The sequence below is a fragment of the Micromonospora sp. WMMC415 genome (assembly GCF_009707425.1).
In the GTDB taxonomy this organism is placed as follows: domain Bacteria; phylum Actinomycetota; class Actinomycetes; order Mycobacteriales; family Micromonosporaceae; genus Micromonospora.
Genome location: NZ_CP046104.1, coordinates 5149097 through 5165883 on the forward strand (window position 1 = coordinate 5149097; position 16787 = coordinate 5165883).

The window sequence follows — 16787 nt, forward strand, 5'->3', positions numbered from 1 at the left end:
CTCGTTTCAGGCGACGGGTTGGACGACGGTGACCGGAGCGAAGCCGTAGGCCTGCTCCAGGGCGTGCCGCACCGGTTCGGGCAGGTAGGGGCGCATGGCGTCGAACTCGCGGGCCCGGTTGAAGCGGCTCGCCTCCGGGAACCGGGGGCGCTGCTCCAGCCAGTTGGCGACGGTCAGCGCGGCGAGGTCGGTGTACTGGCCGGGAGGCACGGCGACGCACCCGCCGGAGCGGTCCTCCAGCAGGAACGGCGGACCGTCGAACGCGGCGTCGAACAGCGCGGAGCGGGTGACCGTCCCGAACAGGTACGCGAGCGTCTCCGCCTCCGCGCCGATCAGCTCACGGACGGCCGGACGCAGCTCGTGCGGGATCGCGCCGGTCGGGAAGATCTCCGTGCCGTACACCGAGTGGAAGAGCCCGGCGTCGCACAGGGCCGGCCGCGATCCCCACCCGGCGAGCAGGTCGTGGACGCCGCGAAGGTGCGCCAGCAGGTTGGCCTCGGAGTGGGCCAGGTCGGCGACCCCGTGCGACTCCAGGAAGGCGATCTTCTCCGGGTACCCCGTGGTCACGACGCCTCCCGGCTGCCGTACGACCCGGTCATCGCGACGAGGGTCCGGCGCGGCCCGGTGAAGCTGGACCGGCCGTGGGCCATGGCCATGTTGTCCACCATCAGCAGGTCGCCCTCCTGCCAGGGGAAGGCGAGGGCCTCGGCGTCGAACGCGGCACGGATGGCGGCCAGGTCGGCGTCGGTGATCGGGCTGCCGTCCCCGAGGTACGCGTTGCGCGGCAGGTCCTCCTCGGCCATGAGCTCCAGCAGCGCCTCCCGGGTGGCCTCCGGCAGGTTCGAGACGTGGAACAGGTGGGCCTGGTTCATCCACACGGTCCGCCCGGTCACCGGGTGCACGGCCACCGCCTGGCAGGTCTCGATGGTCCGCAGGTCCCCGCCGTCGAGCCACTGCCAGGTGATGCCGCGCTCGCGGCAGAACTCCTCCACGCCCGCCCGGTCCATCCCGGGGAACGTCTCCTGCCAGGAGACGCCGAGCCCGGTCCGGTAGTTGCGGACGTAGCGCACGCCGTGCCGCTCGAACCGCTCCCGGACGTCCGCCGGGACCCGCCGCCACACGGCGTGGCTGTCGGCGAGCGGGGTCTCGCCGCCGGTCTGCGCCGCGACGTGCGAGTAGAAGAAGAGCCGCCGCGGCCAGACGCTCGTGTACGCCATCTCGTTGTGCAGCGGGATGACCTCGCTGGCCGGGTACTCGGTGGAGGTGTAGACGTCGCCGACCTTGCTGCGCGGCGTGGAGCGGTAGGTGTACTCCGCCATCTCCTCGCCGAAGACGCGGACGAAGGCCGAGAACACCGGGGCGTCCGGGGCGTCGAAGCCGCGCAGCAGGACCGCGCCGTACGCGTCCAGCCGCTCGTTCAGCAGGGCCAGGTGGTCCGTCGCCCAGGCGACGGGAGAGATCCCGGGCGAGGTGGCCTCGAAGCAGGCCACCCGGTCACGCTCGGGGAAGAGGCACGATTCCTTCACGTCGTCCATGTCGGGGTTCCGTTCTGCGCTCGTCGGGGTCGGGGTGGGGTCAGTCGCCGTCCGGCCGGACGAACGACCGGAGGGCGTCCTGCACGAGGGCCGCGAGGCGCGCGATGCTCTCGCGGTCGTTGAGGTTGCGGCTGTACTTGAAGTGGAGGCGCAGCTCGCCGTCGCCGAACCGGGCGAAGACCTGGAGCTGGTGCATCCGCTGCAGGCGCGGCGCCGGCCAGACGTCCTCGTCGGGCGGCCCGAGCAGCGGCGACTCCTCAGGCTCGTGGGTGAACTCGCCCCAGTTGTTCAGCAGGATGTGCGGCTTGCCGAGCGGGGCCAGCGCCTCCGCCACGCCCGGGTGCGCGTCGATGTGGCGCAGCAGGCCGTAGCCGAGCCCGCGCCGGGGCACCACGCTGATCTGCTCGCGGACCGACTCCAGCAGCGCCCGAGGTCCGGGCTTCTCCGGCCGGCGCACCAGGCGGGGCGAGGTCATCGAGAACCGGCCGATGGCGCGGGACAGGTCCAGGTCGTCGCCGCCCATCTCGCGGCCGCGGGCGACCAGGTCCACCAGCAGGGACGACTGGCCGGACCAGTCGGTGAAGCCCTGGAGGGTGGCGGCGAGCAGGCCGTCGTTGAGGCTCAGCCCGTACTCCCGCGGCAGCAGCCGGCGCAGCGCCGCCGTCTCCTCGGCGTCCAGGCCGACCACGACGGTCTCCTCCGACGACATGCAGTCGTCGCCGCCCTCGTGGTCCAGCGGCCAGGCGGGGATCGGCTCCTTGGCGAGCGCCGTCCAGTACGCGATGTCCTCCGCCAGCTCGGACGAGCGGGCGAGCGTGTCGAGGTTGCGCGCCCACGCGGCGAACGACGCCGTCGGCGGCGGTAGCACCGGCTCCCGGCCGGCTTCGAGGGCCGTGTACGCGGTCCGCACGTCCTCCATCAGCACGTCCCACGAACTGTTGTCCATGAGCTGGTGGTGGACGATCACGACGAGCGCGTCCGGCCGGTGGGGCCCGAACCGGACCAGCGCGACGTGCAGCAGCGGCCCGCGCGCCAGGTCGAGCCTGCGGTGCAGCGACCGGTCCAGCCGTTGGAAGGCGACCTCCTGGTCGGCCGGGTCGAGGGCGGACAGGTCGACGTTCGTGAACGGCGTCGGCTGGTACGGCTCGTTGACCCGGACGGCCAGCCGGCCGCCCTCGGTCGGGAAGCTGATCCGCAGCGAGTCGTGGTGCGCCACCACGCTGGCCACCGCCTGCTCGACGAGGGCCGGGTCCAGCGGCCGGGCCGCCTCGAACATGAAGATGTGCGTGTAGAGGTGCGGGTCGGTGAAGTTCCGCTCGTGGAACGCGAGGTGCGAGGGCACCAGCGCCACCGCGCCCGGGTCGTCGCGGCGGTCCCCGCCGGCGGCCGCCTCGGTGGCCACCGACGCCAGGCCCGCGATCGTCGGATGGGCGATGAACTGCGCCGGCGTCACGACCACCCCCGCCTTGCGCGCCCGGTCCACCACCCGGATCACGTGCAGCGAATCCCCACCCAGGGCGAAGAAGTCGTCCTCCACACCCACCGACGGCAGCCGCAGCACCTCCCGCCAGATCCCGGCCAGCACCTCCTCGACCCGGCCCCGGGGACTTCCGTCCCCGGTGGCGGCACCGACCGTGACGGTCGCGCCGGCGACCAGCGCGGCCCGGTCGACCTTGCCGTTGGGCAGCCGCGGCAGCGCGTCGACCACCGTGACCGTCGGCACCATGTAGTCGGGCAGCTTCTCGCGCAGGGCGACGCGCAGGCCGTCCGCCGAGAGGCTTCCGCCGGCGAGCGGCGCCGCGTACGCGAGGAGCCGCCGGTCGTCCGCGCCGTCGTCGTCGCACAGCACCACGCACTCGCCGACGCCGTCCACGCCGGACAGCACCGACGCGACCTCGTCGGGCTCGACCCGGTGACCACGGATCTTGACCTGGTCGCCGATGCGGCCGAGGAACTCGACCGTGCCGCCGGGCAGGTATCGGCCCCGGTCGCCGGTGCGGTAGAGCCGGCTGCCGGGCGGCCCGAACGGATCGGCGACGAACCGCTCGGCGGTCAGGGCGGGGTCGCCCAGGTAGCCCCGGGCGAGACCGGAGCCGCCGACGACGATCTCGCCGGGCAGGCCGGTCGGGACCGGACGCAGTTCCTCGTCCACGACGTACACCCACGTGCCGGGGATCGGCCGGCCGAGCGGCACCACCGCACGGCGCCCCTCCCGGTCGGCGCCCACCTCGGCGGCGGCGACGATGCCGGTGGTCTCGGTCTGGCCGTACATGTTGACCAGCCGCGGCGCCTCCCCGGGCGCGCTGCGGCTCGCCTCCGGCAGGTCGTAGCGCAGCGGCTCGCTGGCGGTGAGCACGACCCGCGGTCGCCACCCGTCCCGGCGGGCCAGGGCCGGCTGGACCACCCGCAGGTACGACGGGACGAGGTCCAGCACCTGGACGCCGTGCGCGGCGGCGTAGCCGAGCAGGGCGTGCGGGTCGGCGAGCTGCTCCCGGTCGGCGACGACGACGTGACCGCCGAGGGCGAGCGGCACGGCGTACTGGCGCACCGACGAGGAGAACGCGAACGACGCGGTGTGCAGCACGACCGGCTCGGCCGGCAGGGCCAGCGCGGCGGGCAGCGCGTGCAGGTACGCGGCGAGCGCGCCGTGGGTGACGACGACGCCCTTCGGCAGGCCCTTCGTGCCGGAGGTGAACACGACGTACGCGGGGTGGTCGGGGCGCACCGCCGGTGCCGGACGGTCACCGGGCAGCGTGGGTGCGTCCTCGAGCGTCAGCAGCTCACCCGCGCCCTGCGGGGTGGCGCCGGCCAGCGCACGCGTGGTGAGGGTGAGCGCCGGCCGGGCGTCGGCGACGATCGCGGCCAGCCGCTCCGCCGGGTACGCCGGGTCGAGCGGCAGGTACGCCCCACCCGCCTCCAGCACGGCGAGGGCGGCGACCACCACGTCGACGCCCCGGTCCAGGTGCAGGGCGACCATGGTCTCCGGGCCGACGCCCCGGGCGGCCAGCACGCGGGCCAGGTCGCCGGCCCGCTCGTGCAGCTCCGCGTACGTCAGGGTGGTCCCGCCGCCGGTGACGGCCGGGGCGTCCGGCCGCCGGGCCGCCTGCTCCGCGACGCGGCGGGTCAGCGTCCGCCCGGCCGCCCCGGCGGGCAGCGCCGGCCCGTGGGCGAGCGCGTCCAGGCGCTCCCGCTCGCCGGGCAGGAGGACGTCGACGTCGAAGACCGGCTGGTCCGGGGCCCGGACCAGGCGCTCCAGGAGCGCCTCCAGCCGGCTCATCATCGCCGCGACCGTGCCCGCGTCGAACAGGTCGGTGCTGTACTCGGCGTGCCCCTCGATGCCGTCGCCGGTCTCCCACAGGTCGACGAGCAGGTCGAAGCGGGCCGTGCACTGCTCGTTGTCGATCGACGTGAGGGTGAGGCCGGGGCCCGGGTCGGGCATCCCGCCGGGTGCGTTCTGGAGCGCGAAGCGCACCTGGAACAGCGGCGAGTGACTGAGGCTGCGGGTGGGTGCCACCGCGTCGACCACCATCTCGAAGGGGACGTCCTGGTGCGCGTACGCGCCGTGCGCCGCCTCGCGGACCCGCCGCAGCACCTCGGTGAAGGTGGGGTCGCCGGACAGGTCGACACGCAGCGCCAGGGTGTTGGCGAAGAAGCCGACCAGGTTCTCCAGCTCGGTGCTGGTGCGGTTGGCGATCGGCGTGCCCACGGTGACGTCCCGCTGGCCGCTGAGCCGGGCCATCAGCACGTCGAAGCCGGCGAGCAGCGCCATGAACAGGGAGACGCCCTCGCGGCGGGCCAGCTCGGCCACGCCGCGGGACAGGTCGGCGGACCAGCGGACGTCGTGGCGCGCGCCCCGGAAGGTCTGCACCGGCGGCCGGGGCCGGTCGGTCGGCAGGTCCAGCGTCGGCACGTCGGCCAGCTGCCGCTTCCACCAGTCGAGCTGCGCGTCGAGCTCCGCCCCGGTCAGCCAGGACCGCTGCCAGAGGGTGTAGTCCACGTAGGAGTACGGCAGCTCCGGCAGCGGCGACGGCTGCCCCTGCGCGTACGCCCGGTAGAGCGTCACCAGGTCGTCCAGCACGATGCCCAGCGACCAGCCGTCGGAGACGGTGTGGTGCAGCGTCATCAGCAGGACGTGCGAGTCGGGGCGCAGCCGCACCAGCGTGCCGCGCAGCAGCGGCCCCCGGGCCAGGTCGAACGCCGTCCGCGCCTCGGCGGTGAACAGCGCGTCGAGCCGCCGCTCCGGGTCCGGGTCGCCGGAGACGTCCACCTCGGCGTACGCCACCGCCTGGACGGGCAGGATCTCCTGCACCGGCTCCCCGTCGACGGACGGGAAGACGGTCCGCAGACCCTCGTGCCGGGCCCACAGGCCGGCGAAGGCGTCGCGGAGCGCGTCCGCCCGCAGGTCCCCGTCGAAGCGCAGCGCGATGGGCACGTTGTAGAAGGCGCTGTCCTCGGCGAGCCGGTTGAGGAAGTACAGCCGCCCCTGCGCGTACGACAGCGGCACCGGCCCGGTGCGCGGCATGGACGTCAGGCCCGGTCGGGGCGCCTTGCCGCCCAGCGCCCCGATCCGGACGGCCAGGTCGGCCAGCGACGTGGCCTCCAGGAACACCGGCAGCGGCAGCTCGATGTCGAGCGTCTTGCGCAGCCGGGCCATGGCCTGCACGGCGAGCAGGGAGTGGCCGCCGAGGTCGAGGAAGTTCGAGTCGCGGCCGATCGATTCGACCGGCAGACCCAGCACGTCCGCCCAGACCTGCGCGATGACCGTCTCCAGCGGGGTCGCCGGCGCCTCCCGGGTCGGCGTCGCCTCCTGCGGGGTCGGCGCGGGCAGGGCGCGCCGGTCCACCTTGCCGTTGGCGGCCAGCGGCAGCGCGTCCAGCGCGACCACCACGTCCGGCACCATGTACTCGGGCAGGTCGGCCCGCAGGGCGTCGCGCGGGTCGCCCGCCCCGGCCGGGCCCTCCGCGGTGACGTACGCGACGAGCCGGTCCTCCCCCGGGCGGTCGCCGCGGAGCAGCACGACGGCCTCCCGGACCTGCGGGAGCCGGGTCAGCGCGGCCTCGATCTCCTCCAGCTCGACCCGGTACCCCCGGATCTTCACCTGGGTGTCGACCCGGCCGAGGCAGTCCAGTTCGCCGTCGGGGCGCAGCCGCACGAGGTCGCCGGTGCGGTACATGCGCGCGCCCGGCGTCGCCGCGTACGGGTCGGGCAGGAAGCGCTCGGCGGTCAGGTCGGGGCGGCCGTGGTAGCCGCGGGCGACGCCGGCGCCGGCCACGTACAGCTCCCCGACGGTGCCGGGCGGCACCGGCGTCAGGTTCGCGTCGAGCACGTAGAGGCGGGTGTTGGCGATCGGCCGGCCGATCGGCACCACACCGGACAGGTCGGTGCGGTCGTCGACCTCGTGCACGCAGCAGCCGACCACGGTCTCGGTCGGGCCGTACTCGTTGACCACCCGCAGCCCGGGTGCCCGGCGGCGCCACGCGGCGACGGTGGCGCCGTGCAGCGACTCGCCGCCGACGACGAGGTAGCCGTCGGCCTCGATCGTGGCCGGCGGGATCGCCCGGTCCAGCGCCTCCAGGTGCGCGGGCGTGAGCTTGACCAGACCGAGGTCGAGGTCGGCGCCGAGCAGCCCGGTCAGCGTCTCCAGTTCGGCGCCGTCGGCGACGAGCACCACCGGCCGGCCCGCCAGCAGCGGGCAGAACAGCGTCGTCACCGACAGGTCGAACCGCAGCGGCGACACCAGGGGTGCGCCCCCGCCGTCGGCGACCCGGTACGCGCGCAGGCTCCAGGCCAGGTAGTTGGCGAGCCCGCGGTGGGTGACCACGACGCCCTTGGGCCGCCCGGTCGAGCCCGAGGTGTAGATGATGTAGCAGGCGCTGTCCGGGTGCGGGCGCACCGCCGGCGGCAGGTCGCCGGTGCCCGCGTCGGCGTCGTCGTCGGCGGCGAGCAGCACCGCGGCGTCGGTCGGTGGCAGCACGCCGGCCCGGGCTCCGCTGGTGACCACCACCCGCACGTCCGCGTCGGCCAGCATGAAGCCCACCCGCTGCGCCGGTTCGGTCACGTCCAGCGGCACGTACGCACCGCCCGCCTTGAGCGTGGCGAGCACGGCGGTGACGAGGTCGGCGCCCCGGTCCAGGAAGAGGCCGACCCGGGTCTCCGGGCCGACGCCGTGCCGGCGCAGCCGGGCGGCGAGGGCGTCGGACCGCCGGTCCAACTCGGCGAAGGTCACCGTCCGCGCGCCGGCCACCAGCGCCGGCGCGTCCGGCGTACGGGCGGCCTGGCGGGTGAACAGCTCGTGCGCCCGGACGTCGCCGAGGAGCGGGGCGTCGGTGCGGTTCCACTCGACGACGGCGGCGTGCAACTCGTCGTCGGAGAGCAGGCGGGCGAGGGCGGCCGGCGCGTCCGGCGCGGCGGTCAGGCTGGTGAGCAGGGTGCCCAGGTGGGTGGCGGTGCGCGCCACGGTGGACTCGTCGAGGATGTCGGTGGCGTACTCGACGACGCCCTGCAACCGGCCGTCGGCGTCCGGCCACAGCTCCACGGTGAGGTCGTACTTGCTGATCGGCAGGTGGTGGTCGAGGGCGGTGACGTGTACGCCCGCCACGTCGGTCTCCAGTGCCGGGTCCGGCACGAGCGCGAACATGACCTGCGCGAGCGGTGTGTGGGCGAGGCTGCGCTCCGGGTCGACCGCCTCCACCACGCTGTCGAAGGGCGCCTCACCGTGCGCCATGCCCTCCTGCGCGAGGTCCCGGACCCGCCCGACGAGGTCACGGAAGGTGGGGGCGCCGGACGTGTCGACCCGCAGGACGACCGAGTTGGCGAAGAAGCCGACCATCGTCTCCAGCTCGACGCGGGGCCGGTTCGCCACCGGGGTGAGCACGGAGACCTCGTCCTGGGCCGCGTACCGCGACATCAGCGCCGCGAAGCCGGCGAGCAGCACCATGAACGGCGTGGCCCGCTCCTCCCGCGCGATCCGGTTCACGGCCGGCCAGACGCCGTCGGGAAGGGTGAACCGGTGCCGCGCGCCCCGGAAGGTCTGCACGGCCGGGCGCGGGCGGTCCAGCGGCAGGTCGATGACGGGGACGGCCCCGCCGAGGGTGCGCTTCCAGTAGTCGAGGCTCGCGGCGAGGTCGACGGCCCGCTCGGGCCGGGTCTCCCAGGCCGCGTAGTCCGCGTACTGGAGGGTGAGCGGCGCGAGGTCGGGTGCCCGGCCCTCGGCGCCGGCGCGGTAGAACTCCAGCAGCTCGTCCAGGAGGATGCTCACCGACCAGCCGTCGCACACGCTGTGGTGCAGGGTCAGCAGGAGCACGTGGTCCTCGGCGGCCCGGCGGAACAGGGCCGCGCGGGCGAGCGGGCCCTCGGCGAGCGAGAAGGGGCGGGTCGCCTCGGCGTGCAGGGCGGCGGCCAGGGCGGTGTCGTCGCCGGCGGGCAGCCCCCGGGGTGTGAGGTCGACCTCGACGTCGGGCCGGATCCGCTGCACCGGCGTGCCCTCGTGCGAGGCGAACACGGTGCGGAGCGCCTCGTGCCGGCCGAGCAGGGACCGCACCGCGTCGGTGAGCACGTCGAGCCGTACCGGCCCGGTGAGGCGGAGCGCGGTGGGCACGTTGAACATCACCGTGCCGGGGGCGAGCTGGTCCATGAACCACAGGCGCCGCTGCGCCGGGGAGACGGCCAGGTCGCCCTCGCGCGGAACGGGGACGATCCCGTCGGTGGGCCGCGCCCGCAGGCCACCGAGCCGCTTCTCGAACAGGGCCCGCTTCGCGGGCGACATCGACTCCAGCCGGGACCGGGGGGCCGGCACCGCCGCCGCGCCGGGGAGCGCCGGCCGGTCGGCGCCCACACCGGAGGTCATCGGCCGGTCTCCTGGCCGGCGCTCGCCAGGTACGCGACGAGGCTCGACGGCCGCATGTCGGTCCAGGTGGCCGTGACGTGGTCCAGACAGGACGCGCGGTCGGCGGGGCCGTGAGTGACCGTCCAGCCGGCGGGCACGGTCAGGGACTCCGGCCACAGCGAGTGCTGGCCCTCGTCGTTCACCACCACGAAGAAGCGGCCGTCGGGGTTGTCGAGAATGTTCACGTCTTCCTCACTCTTCGCCTCGTCCCAGCGCCGACCGAGGACCGCTGCAACGGCACGGCAGCCGGGCAGGCACCACCAAATCGGTGGACCTGCCGGAACCGGAAACCGCGACGCGCGTCCCCCAGGTCGGGCGTCGTGAACTGTCGTTCGCGGAAACTTTCCACACGCTTCATGGGGCCGGGCGCGGCTGCGGCACGTCGCCTTCCCCTCGTGGCCATCGTAGGATGCGCGCGCGGCGCGGGCAGTCGAGGATCGGCTATCCGACGCAGCGGGGCATCGCTTTACCAGCGCACACCGGTCGATGTCCAGGTCATTTACCGCACCAGGCGCAGGGCGCACTGCGACCCATGTCGTACCCCCCGAAAAACTGGCGACCTCGCCATCGCCGGTGAATGTGAACGCGAGCGAGGCACAGAAAATCACCCGACACGGAACGTGTCAAGGCCCGTCCGCGCCGTCACGACCGGCCGGCCCGCGCCCAGCGCCGCCGACGCACCGAGCGACCCGGAACCCCGGGTTCTCCCAGCTCAGGGCTGTGATCGTCGGGCCACGTCACCTCGACGACCTCGGTAGCGGCGGCGTACCACACCCCACCTCGGCCAGGCCGGCATGAGCAGGTCAACCCCGTGATTGTCGCGGATCGGCCAGCACGTACGTCGATCAGGTAATTCGTATGGAACGAACGGCCGACAGCAGCGGAGGCCACCGGTCGCGAATTGGACCGGTCGCGCGGGTGAGACCCGTACAGAACCCGAACATTTGCGGAAGCAACATTAACGGCGTGTGTCACTCGCCGGACAGCGCGTCCGATTCGACATGACTTGACGGTCAATGACGGGATATCGCGATCAATCGCCCGCTGTGACAGTCATGCCAGAAAGGCGAATGGGAGGCGACGGCACCGGAAATCAATTCCCCACCACCCTGTCCGGCAATTATCTTGCAATTCTCCCGACCATCGCCTGCGACCACGGCGCCGGGATGTCGACCGGGACGCGTGGGCGCCCCGACCGGCCGAACGCGACCCGGCCCCCGCCCCCGACGCGGCGGTGACCGGCCGTCACGAGCCGACCGCGGAAACCGCATCTCCGATGGGGAAGGTGGGAATCGTGTCGAAGGCACATGATGATCGACCAATGGTGAACGGGGAGTCCGTGATGTCCCCGTCGAAGCGCTGACCGAATACCGGGAACGGCCACAGGCGATCTTCGTACGGTCCCGGAAACAGCACCCATGGTGGTACGGGCCCCCGCCGGTGGACCGGCGAACGCCGGAGCCCGCGGATGGCGACCCGGGCCGCCGCGTAGATTCGGTACGACCGGGGTGTACGGGGAACGGGGACGGCATGGCGGACAGGACACCCCTGCGGGTGGGGCTGCTGGGGTACGGGGCGGCCGGCCGGGTGTTCCACGCCCCGCTGATCGCCGCGACCCCCGGGTTGCGCCTGCACGCCGTGGTGACCCGCGATCCGCAGCGTCGTGAGCAGGTCCGCCACGACCACCCGGACGCGCGGCTCGTCGCCGATCCCGACCTGCTGTGGCGGCAGGCGGACGCGCTGGACCTGGTGGTGGTGGCGACGCCGAACCGCCTGCACGTCCCGATGGCCCGGCGGGCGGTGGCCGCCGGGCTGCCCGTGGTCGTCGACAAGCCGCTCGCCGCGACCGCGGCCGAGGGCCGCGACCTGCTGGCGGAGGCGCGGCGGCGGGGCGTACCGGTGACGGTGTTCCACAACCGCCGGTGGGACGGCGACTTCCTGACCGCCCGGCGACTGGTGACCGCGGGCGAACTCGGCGCGGTCACCCGGTTCGAGTCCCGCTTCGAACGCTGGCGCCCGGCGATCAAGCCGGGGTGGCGGGAGATCGGCACCGCCGACGAGGCGGGGGGCGTCCTCTACGACCTCGGCGCCCACCTGATCGACCAGGCGGTGCAGCTGTTCGGCCCGGTCGGCAGCGTGTACGCGGAGGTGGACCGCCGCCGGCCCGGCGCGGAGGTCGACGACGACGCGTTCGTGGCGCTCGCCCACACCGGGGGCGTCCGCTCGCACCTCTGGATGAGCGCGCTCGCCGCGCAGCTGGGGCCGCGCCTGCGGATCCTCGGCGGCCGTGCCGCGTACACCACGTGGGGCCTGGACGTGCAGGAGGCCGCGCTGCGCGACGGCGGCCGACCCGGCATGGCCGGGTGGGGCACGGTGCCGCCGGAGCGGAACGGACAGCTCGGCGTCGACGGCGAGCTGCGCCCGGTACCGACGGAACCCGGCCGCTACCAGAGCTTCTACGCCGAGGTGGCGGCGTCACTGCGCGGCGGCACGCCGATGCCGGTCGACCCGCGCGACGCGGTCGGGACCGTCGAGCTGATCGAGCTGGCGCACCGGTCCGCCGCGGAGGGCACGGCGCTGAGCGTCCCGTCCTGACCCGTCGGTGGCCCGGATCGGGCGGCGGGACGCCGGCGCGGTGACCGGCGGGCGACGACCGCGGCGGCGGCGAGGCACAGCGCGGCGGCGAGGACGAACGGCGGACGGGCACCGGGCGCCACGGCGACCGAGCCGAGCGGGGTGGCCAGCGCGACCGGCCCGAACATCGCGGTGGTGGCCGTGCCGGCGACCCGGCCGAGCTGCGCCGCCGGAGCGTGGAGCTGGACGGCGGTGACGGCCGCGACGAGGGCCCAGGGCAGGGCGAGCCCGGCGAGGAGCGACGCCGCGACGGCTACCGGCCACCACGGCAGGCATCGGGCCAGGCAGACGACGGCGAAGAGGACCGTCCCGGCGGCGGCGACCGTGACCGGCCCGAGCCGGTTCACGAGGCGCCCGGCGACCAGTCCGGCGACGATCGATCCGGCACCCTGGGCGCTGAGCAGCACGCCGAGGAAGGTCGGCGGTAGCCCCATGTCGATGGTGACGACCTGGTAGAACGCCGCGGTGGTGAACCCCGACGTCCCGATGGCGACGGCGGCCAGGCCGACGCTGCGGCGGATCACCGGCTCCTGGCGGATCACGGCGAGCCCGGCCCGGAGGCCCCTGCGGCGGTCCGGCGGCGCGGCCGGCCGCGGGCGGGTCAGCCGTACGGCGGTGTAGAGGACGGCGGCGAGGACCGGCGGGGCGGCGCTGACCGCGGCGACGACGTGACCGCCCTGCCACGTGTAGAGCCCGGCGCCGACCAGCGGGGCGACCAGCTTGACGCCCTCCTGGGCGCTGGTCCGCCAGCCGTTGACGTCGCCGAGGTGCTCGGCGGAGAGCGCCTCGGGCAGGAGCGCCGACTCGCCGGCGTCGATCAGCACGTAGCTGATCCCGTACGCCAGCGAGACGGCGAAGATCAGCCAGGTGCCGCCCGCGTCTCGCACCGCGAGCAGACTGAGCAGCGTCACCGCGAGCAGCAGGTGCACGGCGACCAGGGTGGGCCGCCGGGGCAGCCGGTCGACGACGCCGCCCAGCCACGGGCCGGCGAGCACCGGGGCGAACACGCAGACGCCGACCAGCGCGGCGAGACCGCCCGACCCGGTCAGGTCGAGGATCCAGATGCCGGCGACCAGCGACATGGTGGTGCTCCCGAAGCCGGACAGCAGGGAGATGGCCACGAAGAGCACGGCGTTGCGACGCATCGACACCCCCGACAGTTGAGCCGCGACAGCTCCGATCCTCGGAGCTTGAGTCTGGGTGCCGCAAGAGTTGGTGCTCCTGTCAACGATCTGTTGACGTTGCCGCTCCGATCGCCGCCGCCACCGCCCGCGCCCGGGCGGGCACCCGGTCCGGGCCGGCGGCGGCCACGTCGGCGACGACGTGCCGGGCCAGCGAGTGCAGCGGGCCCGGTGGCGCGTCCAGGGCCGCCGCGACGGTCCGCCGCACCAGCGTGGCGCGGGGAAAGCGCTCGTCCCACCGGCGGTCCGCCGCGATCCACCGGTCAAGTTCGGCCATGGCGGCGCGGAGGGCGGCCACATGTGGACCGTAGGGCCGGTCGGCGGCGACCCGGTGGGCCCGAGCGGCCGCCGTGAGGCGCTGGCGCCGCTGCTCGGCTGCCTGGCGGCTGGCCAGCCCCAGCGCGGCGGCGATCTGCGCCCAGGTCGCGCCGGCCTGGCGGGCCCGGTCGATGAGGGTCAGCTCCTGCTCGTCCAGTCGGGTACGGGCCGCGGTCACCTCCGCGAGCTGATCCAGCTCGGATGTCATGTGTCAACAGTACGTTGACAGAATCGGCGCGGCCTGCCGAGTCCGTCCGGTCAGGACGTCGCCGGTGGCTCTTTCCACCCGGCCCGTTCACGCGGTAGAAACATTCCCATCCCTCGTCACCGCCGACGACCATCGCGCCCCACTCAGAGAGCGCTCTCCCACCGCCATCGACGCCTCCCGAGAGGACGACCGCATGACCATCCACGGCACACGACGGCGCGGGCGCCGGGCCCTGGTGCTCGGCCTCGTGCTGGCGACCGCCGTCACCACCACCGGCCCGGCCGCCACCGCCGGTCCTCCGCGACCGCCGGACTTCGGGCCCAACGTGACGATCTTCGGACCGGACACCCCGCTCGGCGAGATCCAGGCCACCATGGACGCCCGGCACGCCGCGCAGGTCGACGCCGAGATGGGCACCGCCCGGCACGCGTACCTGTTCCTGCCCGGCAGCTACGGCACCGCCGAGCAGCCGTTGCAGGTGAAGGTCGGCTACTACACCGAGGTCTCCGGCCTCGGCGCCTCCCCCACCGACGTCCGGGTCAACGGCAAGATCGAGGTCTACAACCGCTGCCTCGCCGACGGCGGAACCGGCAACTGCATCGCCCTGGTCAACTTCTGGCGCACGCTGTCCAACCTCTCCCTCGCGATCAACGCCGCCGGCCAGGACGGCTGCCGCTCCTCGGCGAACTTCTGGGCCGTCTCCCAGGCCGTGTCGATGCGCCGCCTCGACGTCAGCGGCGGCACGCTGTCGCTGATGGACTACTGCACCGCCGGCCCCCAGTACGCCAGCGGCGGTTTCATCGCCGACTCCCGGCTGCCCGCCGTCACCAACGGGTCACAGCAGCAGTGGCTCACCCGCAACAGCGAGATCGGCGGCTGGTCCAACGCGGTGTGGAACCAGGTCTTCGCCGGCGTCGTCGGCGCCCCGGACGACGCGGGCTTCCCCGCCCCGCCGTACACGACGCTCGACACCACGCCGCTCAGCCGGGAGAAGCCGTACCTGTTCGTCGACGACCGGGGCCGCTACCAGGTCCGCGTACCGGCCGCGCGCCGTGACACCCGCGGCATCTCCTGGGGTACGGGGCTGACCCCCGGCCGGACCATCCCGATCCGCGACTTCTTCATCGCCCGACCGGGCGACCCGGTGCACGTCATCAACCGGGAACTCGCCCGTGGCAAGCACCTGCTGCTCACCCCCGGCGGGTACGACATCGCCCGCAGCATCGAGGTCCGGCGGCCCGACACGGTCGTCCTCGGCCTGGGCCACGCCACGCTCACCGCCGTCAACGGCGCCGTCCCGCTCGACGTCGCCGGCGTCCCCGGCGTCGTGGTGGCCGGGGTCACGGTCGACGCCGGGCTTCGCGAGTCGCCGGTGCTGCTGCGGGTCGGCAGCCGGCACGGGCGCGACCACAGCACCCCGCACAACCCGATCACCCTGTCCGACGTGTACTTCCGGGTCGGCGGGCCGCACATCGGCCGGACACACACCGCGCTCGAGGTCAACAGCGATCACGTCCTCATCGACCACACCTGGGTGTGGCGTGGCGACCACGGCGTCGAGGGCTTCACCGAGGGCGTCAACGGCGACACCGACCGGTGGCGCACCAACACCGGCCGCTACGGGGCGATCGTCAACGGCGACCACGTGACGGCGACCGGCCTGTTCGTCGAGCACTTCCAGCGGCACAACACGGTGTGGAACGGCGAGCACGGGACGACCATCCTCTACCAGAACGAACTGCCGTACGACCCGCCGACACAGGCCGACTGGATGAACGGCGACGTCGAGGGGTGGGCCGGCTACAAGGTCGGTGACCGGGTACGGCACCACACGCTGTACGGCGGCGGGGTGTACGTGTTCAACCAGAACAACCCGTCGATCCACACCGAGAACGGCTTCGAGGTGCCGGAACGGCCCGGCGTGCGGCTGCACCACATCATGACCGTGAACCTCAGCGCGGGCACGATCGACCACGTGGTCAACGGTGTCGGCGAGGCGGCCGACACCACCCGCGTCGGCGCGCCGGTCTACCTCAGCGGGTACCCGCTCCCGTAGATCGTGCGGCGCGGGCCGGAGCAGAGGTCTCTGCTCCGGCCCGCGCCGACGTGCTCGTGGCGGCGCCCGGCGCACTTGTGGACACGCCCGGCGTGCTTGTCAGTGCGCCGCGCCCACAACTGCTGGCCGCCTGTGGAGCTGACTCGTTCACGACATCAGCCCGGAACCGGCCGGGCCCGCCGGTCGCGCCGGCTACGGCATCGCCCGACGCGTCCAGCCGCTGATTCATTCACGACATCAGCTCCAAAGGGCTCCAACCGCACCGTGACGACCCGGTCGACGGCCGCACGCCGTCAGCGCGGCCGGGTGTACGCGAGCGCGACGGAACCCGGTCCGCCCGGCCACGTGCCGTTCAGGGTGGCGCCCGCGCTCCCGGCGTCGACGCCGGGCCGGCGGACGACGGCCAGGTCGACGGTGTCGGTGACGATGACCGTCGGGTCGCCGCCCTCGACGCGGCGGACCGCGCCGACCGCCGGGACGTCGGCCCCCGGCCGTGCGGTGACGGTCATGAGCGGCGCGCGGACCTCGCGGACGCCGTCGACCTCGAAGTACTCCTCGGCCTGGCCGCTGTCGCCCCGCAGGACGCTCGCCAGCACGCCGGCGTGGACCGGGTCGCCGCACCCGTCGTACACCCAGCGCCGGCCGAGCACCGAGTGCTCGGTCGTGCCGACCAGCCACTCGTCGCCGCCGTCGAGCGGGGCCGCGCGGTAGGTCAGCGGCACCTGGAGGACCGGCCCGGAGCCGGCCCGCACGAGCAGGGTCTCGACGCCCACCTCGCCGGCCGGGTCGTCGAAGCGGTACGCGGCGACGCGGGTGACCTCCGCGCCCGCCTCCCCGGCGAACCAGGGCCGGCCGGGCAGCCACGCCGCGAGCAGGTCGAGCTTGCCGGGTCTCAGGTCCGCACGGTGCAGCAACGCCATGATCGGCATCGTAGCGGCCCGCGCCGCGGTCGGCGTGCTGGCAGGATGGC

8 protein-coding genes and 1 pseudogene are annotated in these 16787 nt (G+C 74.2%); 2 read left to right on the forward strand and 7 right to left on the reverse strand.

The genetic code is table 11. From position 1 onward, the window contains the following. Positions 1-6: 6 nt before the first annotated feature. From GKC29_RS29680 to GKC29_RS24205, 4 genes are read right to left on the reverse strand one after another with little or no spacing between them, the layout of a single operon-like run. A complete protein-coding gene (locus GKC29_RS29680; protein WP_196255704.1) occupies positions 7-567 on the reverse strand; it encodes a DUF6817 domain-containing protein in 561 nt (186 codons plus the stop codon). Continuing rightward, positions 564-1535, reverse strand: coding sequence for a TauD/TfdA family dioxygenase (locus tag GKC29_RS24195; RefSeq protein ID WP_155333013.1), 972 nt, complete (start codon positions 1533-1535; stop codon positions 564-566). Before GKC29_RS24195 ends, GKC29_RS29680 begins: the two co-directional genes overlap by 4 nt. 40 nt (positions 1536-1575) lie before the next feature. Next, entirely contained in the window at positions 1576-9381 is a 7806-nt protein-coding gene (locus GKC29_RS30365) for a non-ribosomal peptide synthetase (RefSeq protein WP_155333014.1), read from the reverse strand. Next, the gene (locus GKC29_RS24205) at positions 9378-9605 is read right to left on the reverse strand and encodes an MbtH family protein (RefSeq protein ID WP_155333015.1); all 228 of its coding nucleotides are present in this window, start codon (positions 9603-9605) and stop codon (positions 9378-9380) included. The genes GKC29_RS30365 and GKC29_RS24205 overlap by 4 nt, the downstream gene beginning before the upstream one ends. Positions 9606-10950: 1345 nt before the next feature. Here GKC29_RS24205 and GKC29_RS24210 point away from each other — a divergent pair. After that, positions 10951-11937, forward strand: a pseudogene (locus tag GKC29_RS24210) (Gfo/Idh/MocA family oxidoreductase); the annotation flags it as partial. Here the strand turns inward: GKC29_RS24210 and GKC29_RS24215 are convergent. Together GKC29_RS24215 and GKC29_RS24220 are read right to left on the reverse strand one after the other, a co-directional pair. Beyond that, entirely contained in the window at positions 11877-13199 is a 1323-nt protein-coding gene (locus GKC29_RS24215; RefSeq protein WP_230689107.1) for an MFS transporter, read from the reverse strand. The pseudogene GKC29_RS24210 and the gene GKC29_RS24215 sit on opposite strands and share 61 nt — an antisense overlap. 79 nt (positions 13200-13278) lie before the next feature. Next, a complete protein-coding gene (locus GKC29_RS24220) occupies positions 13279-13761 on the reverse strand; it encodes a hypothetical protein (protein WP_155333017.1) in 483 nt (160 codons plus the stop codon). Positions 13762-13954: 193 nt separating this feature from the next. On the opposite strand from GKC29_RS24220, the gene GKC29_RS24225 reads away from it, so the two are divergent. Next, positions 13955-15817, forward strand: coding sequence for an adenylyl cyclase (locus tag GKC29_RS24225; RefSeq protein WP_155333018.1), 1863 nt, complete (start codon positions 13955-13957; stop codon positions 15815-15817). 293 nt (positions 15818-16110) lie between these two features. Here the strand turns inward: GKC29_RS24225 and GKC29_RS24230 are convergent, their stop codons facing one another. After that, positions 16111-16737 carry a hypothetical protein gene (locus GKC29_RS24230; RefSeq protein ID WP_155333019.1) on the reverse strand — a complete coding sequence of 209 codons (627 nt, stop codon included), beginning with the start codon at positions 16735-16737 and terminating at the stop codon, positions 16111-16113. Between the last annotated feature and the right edge of the window lie 50 nt (positions 16738-16787).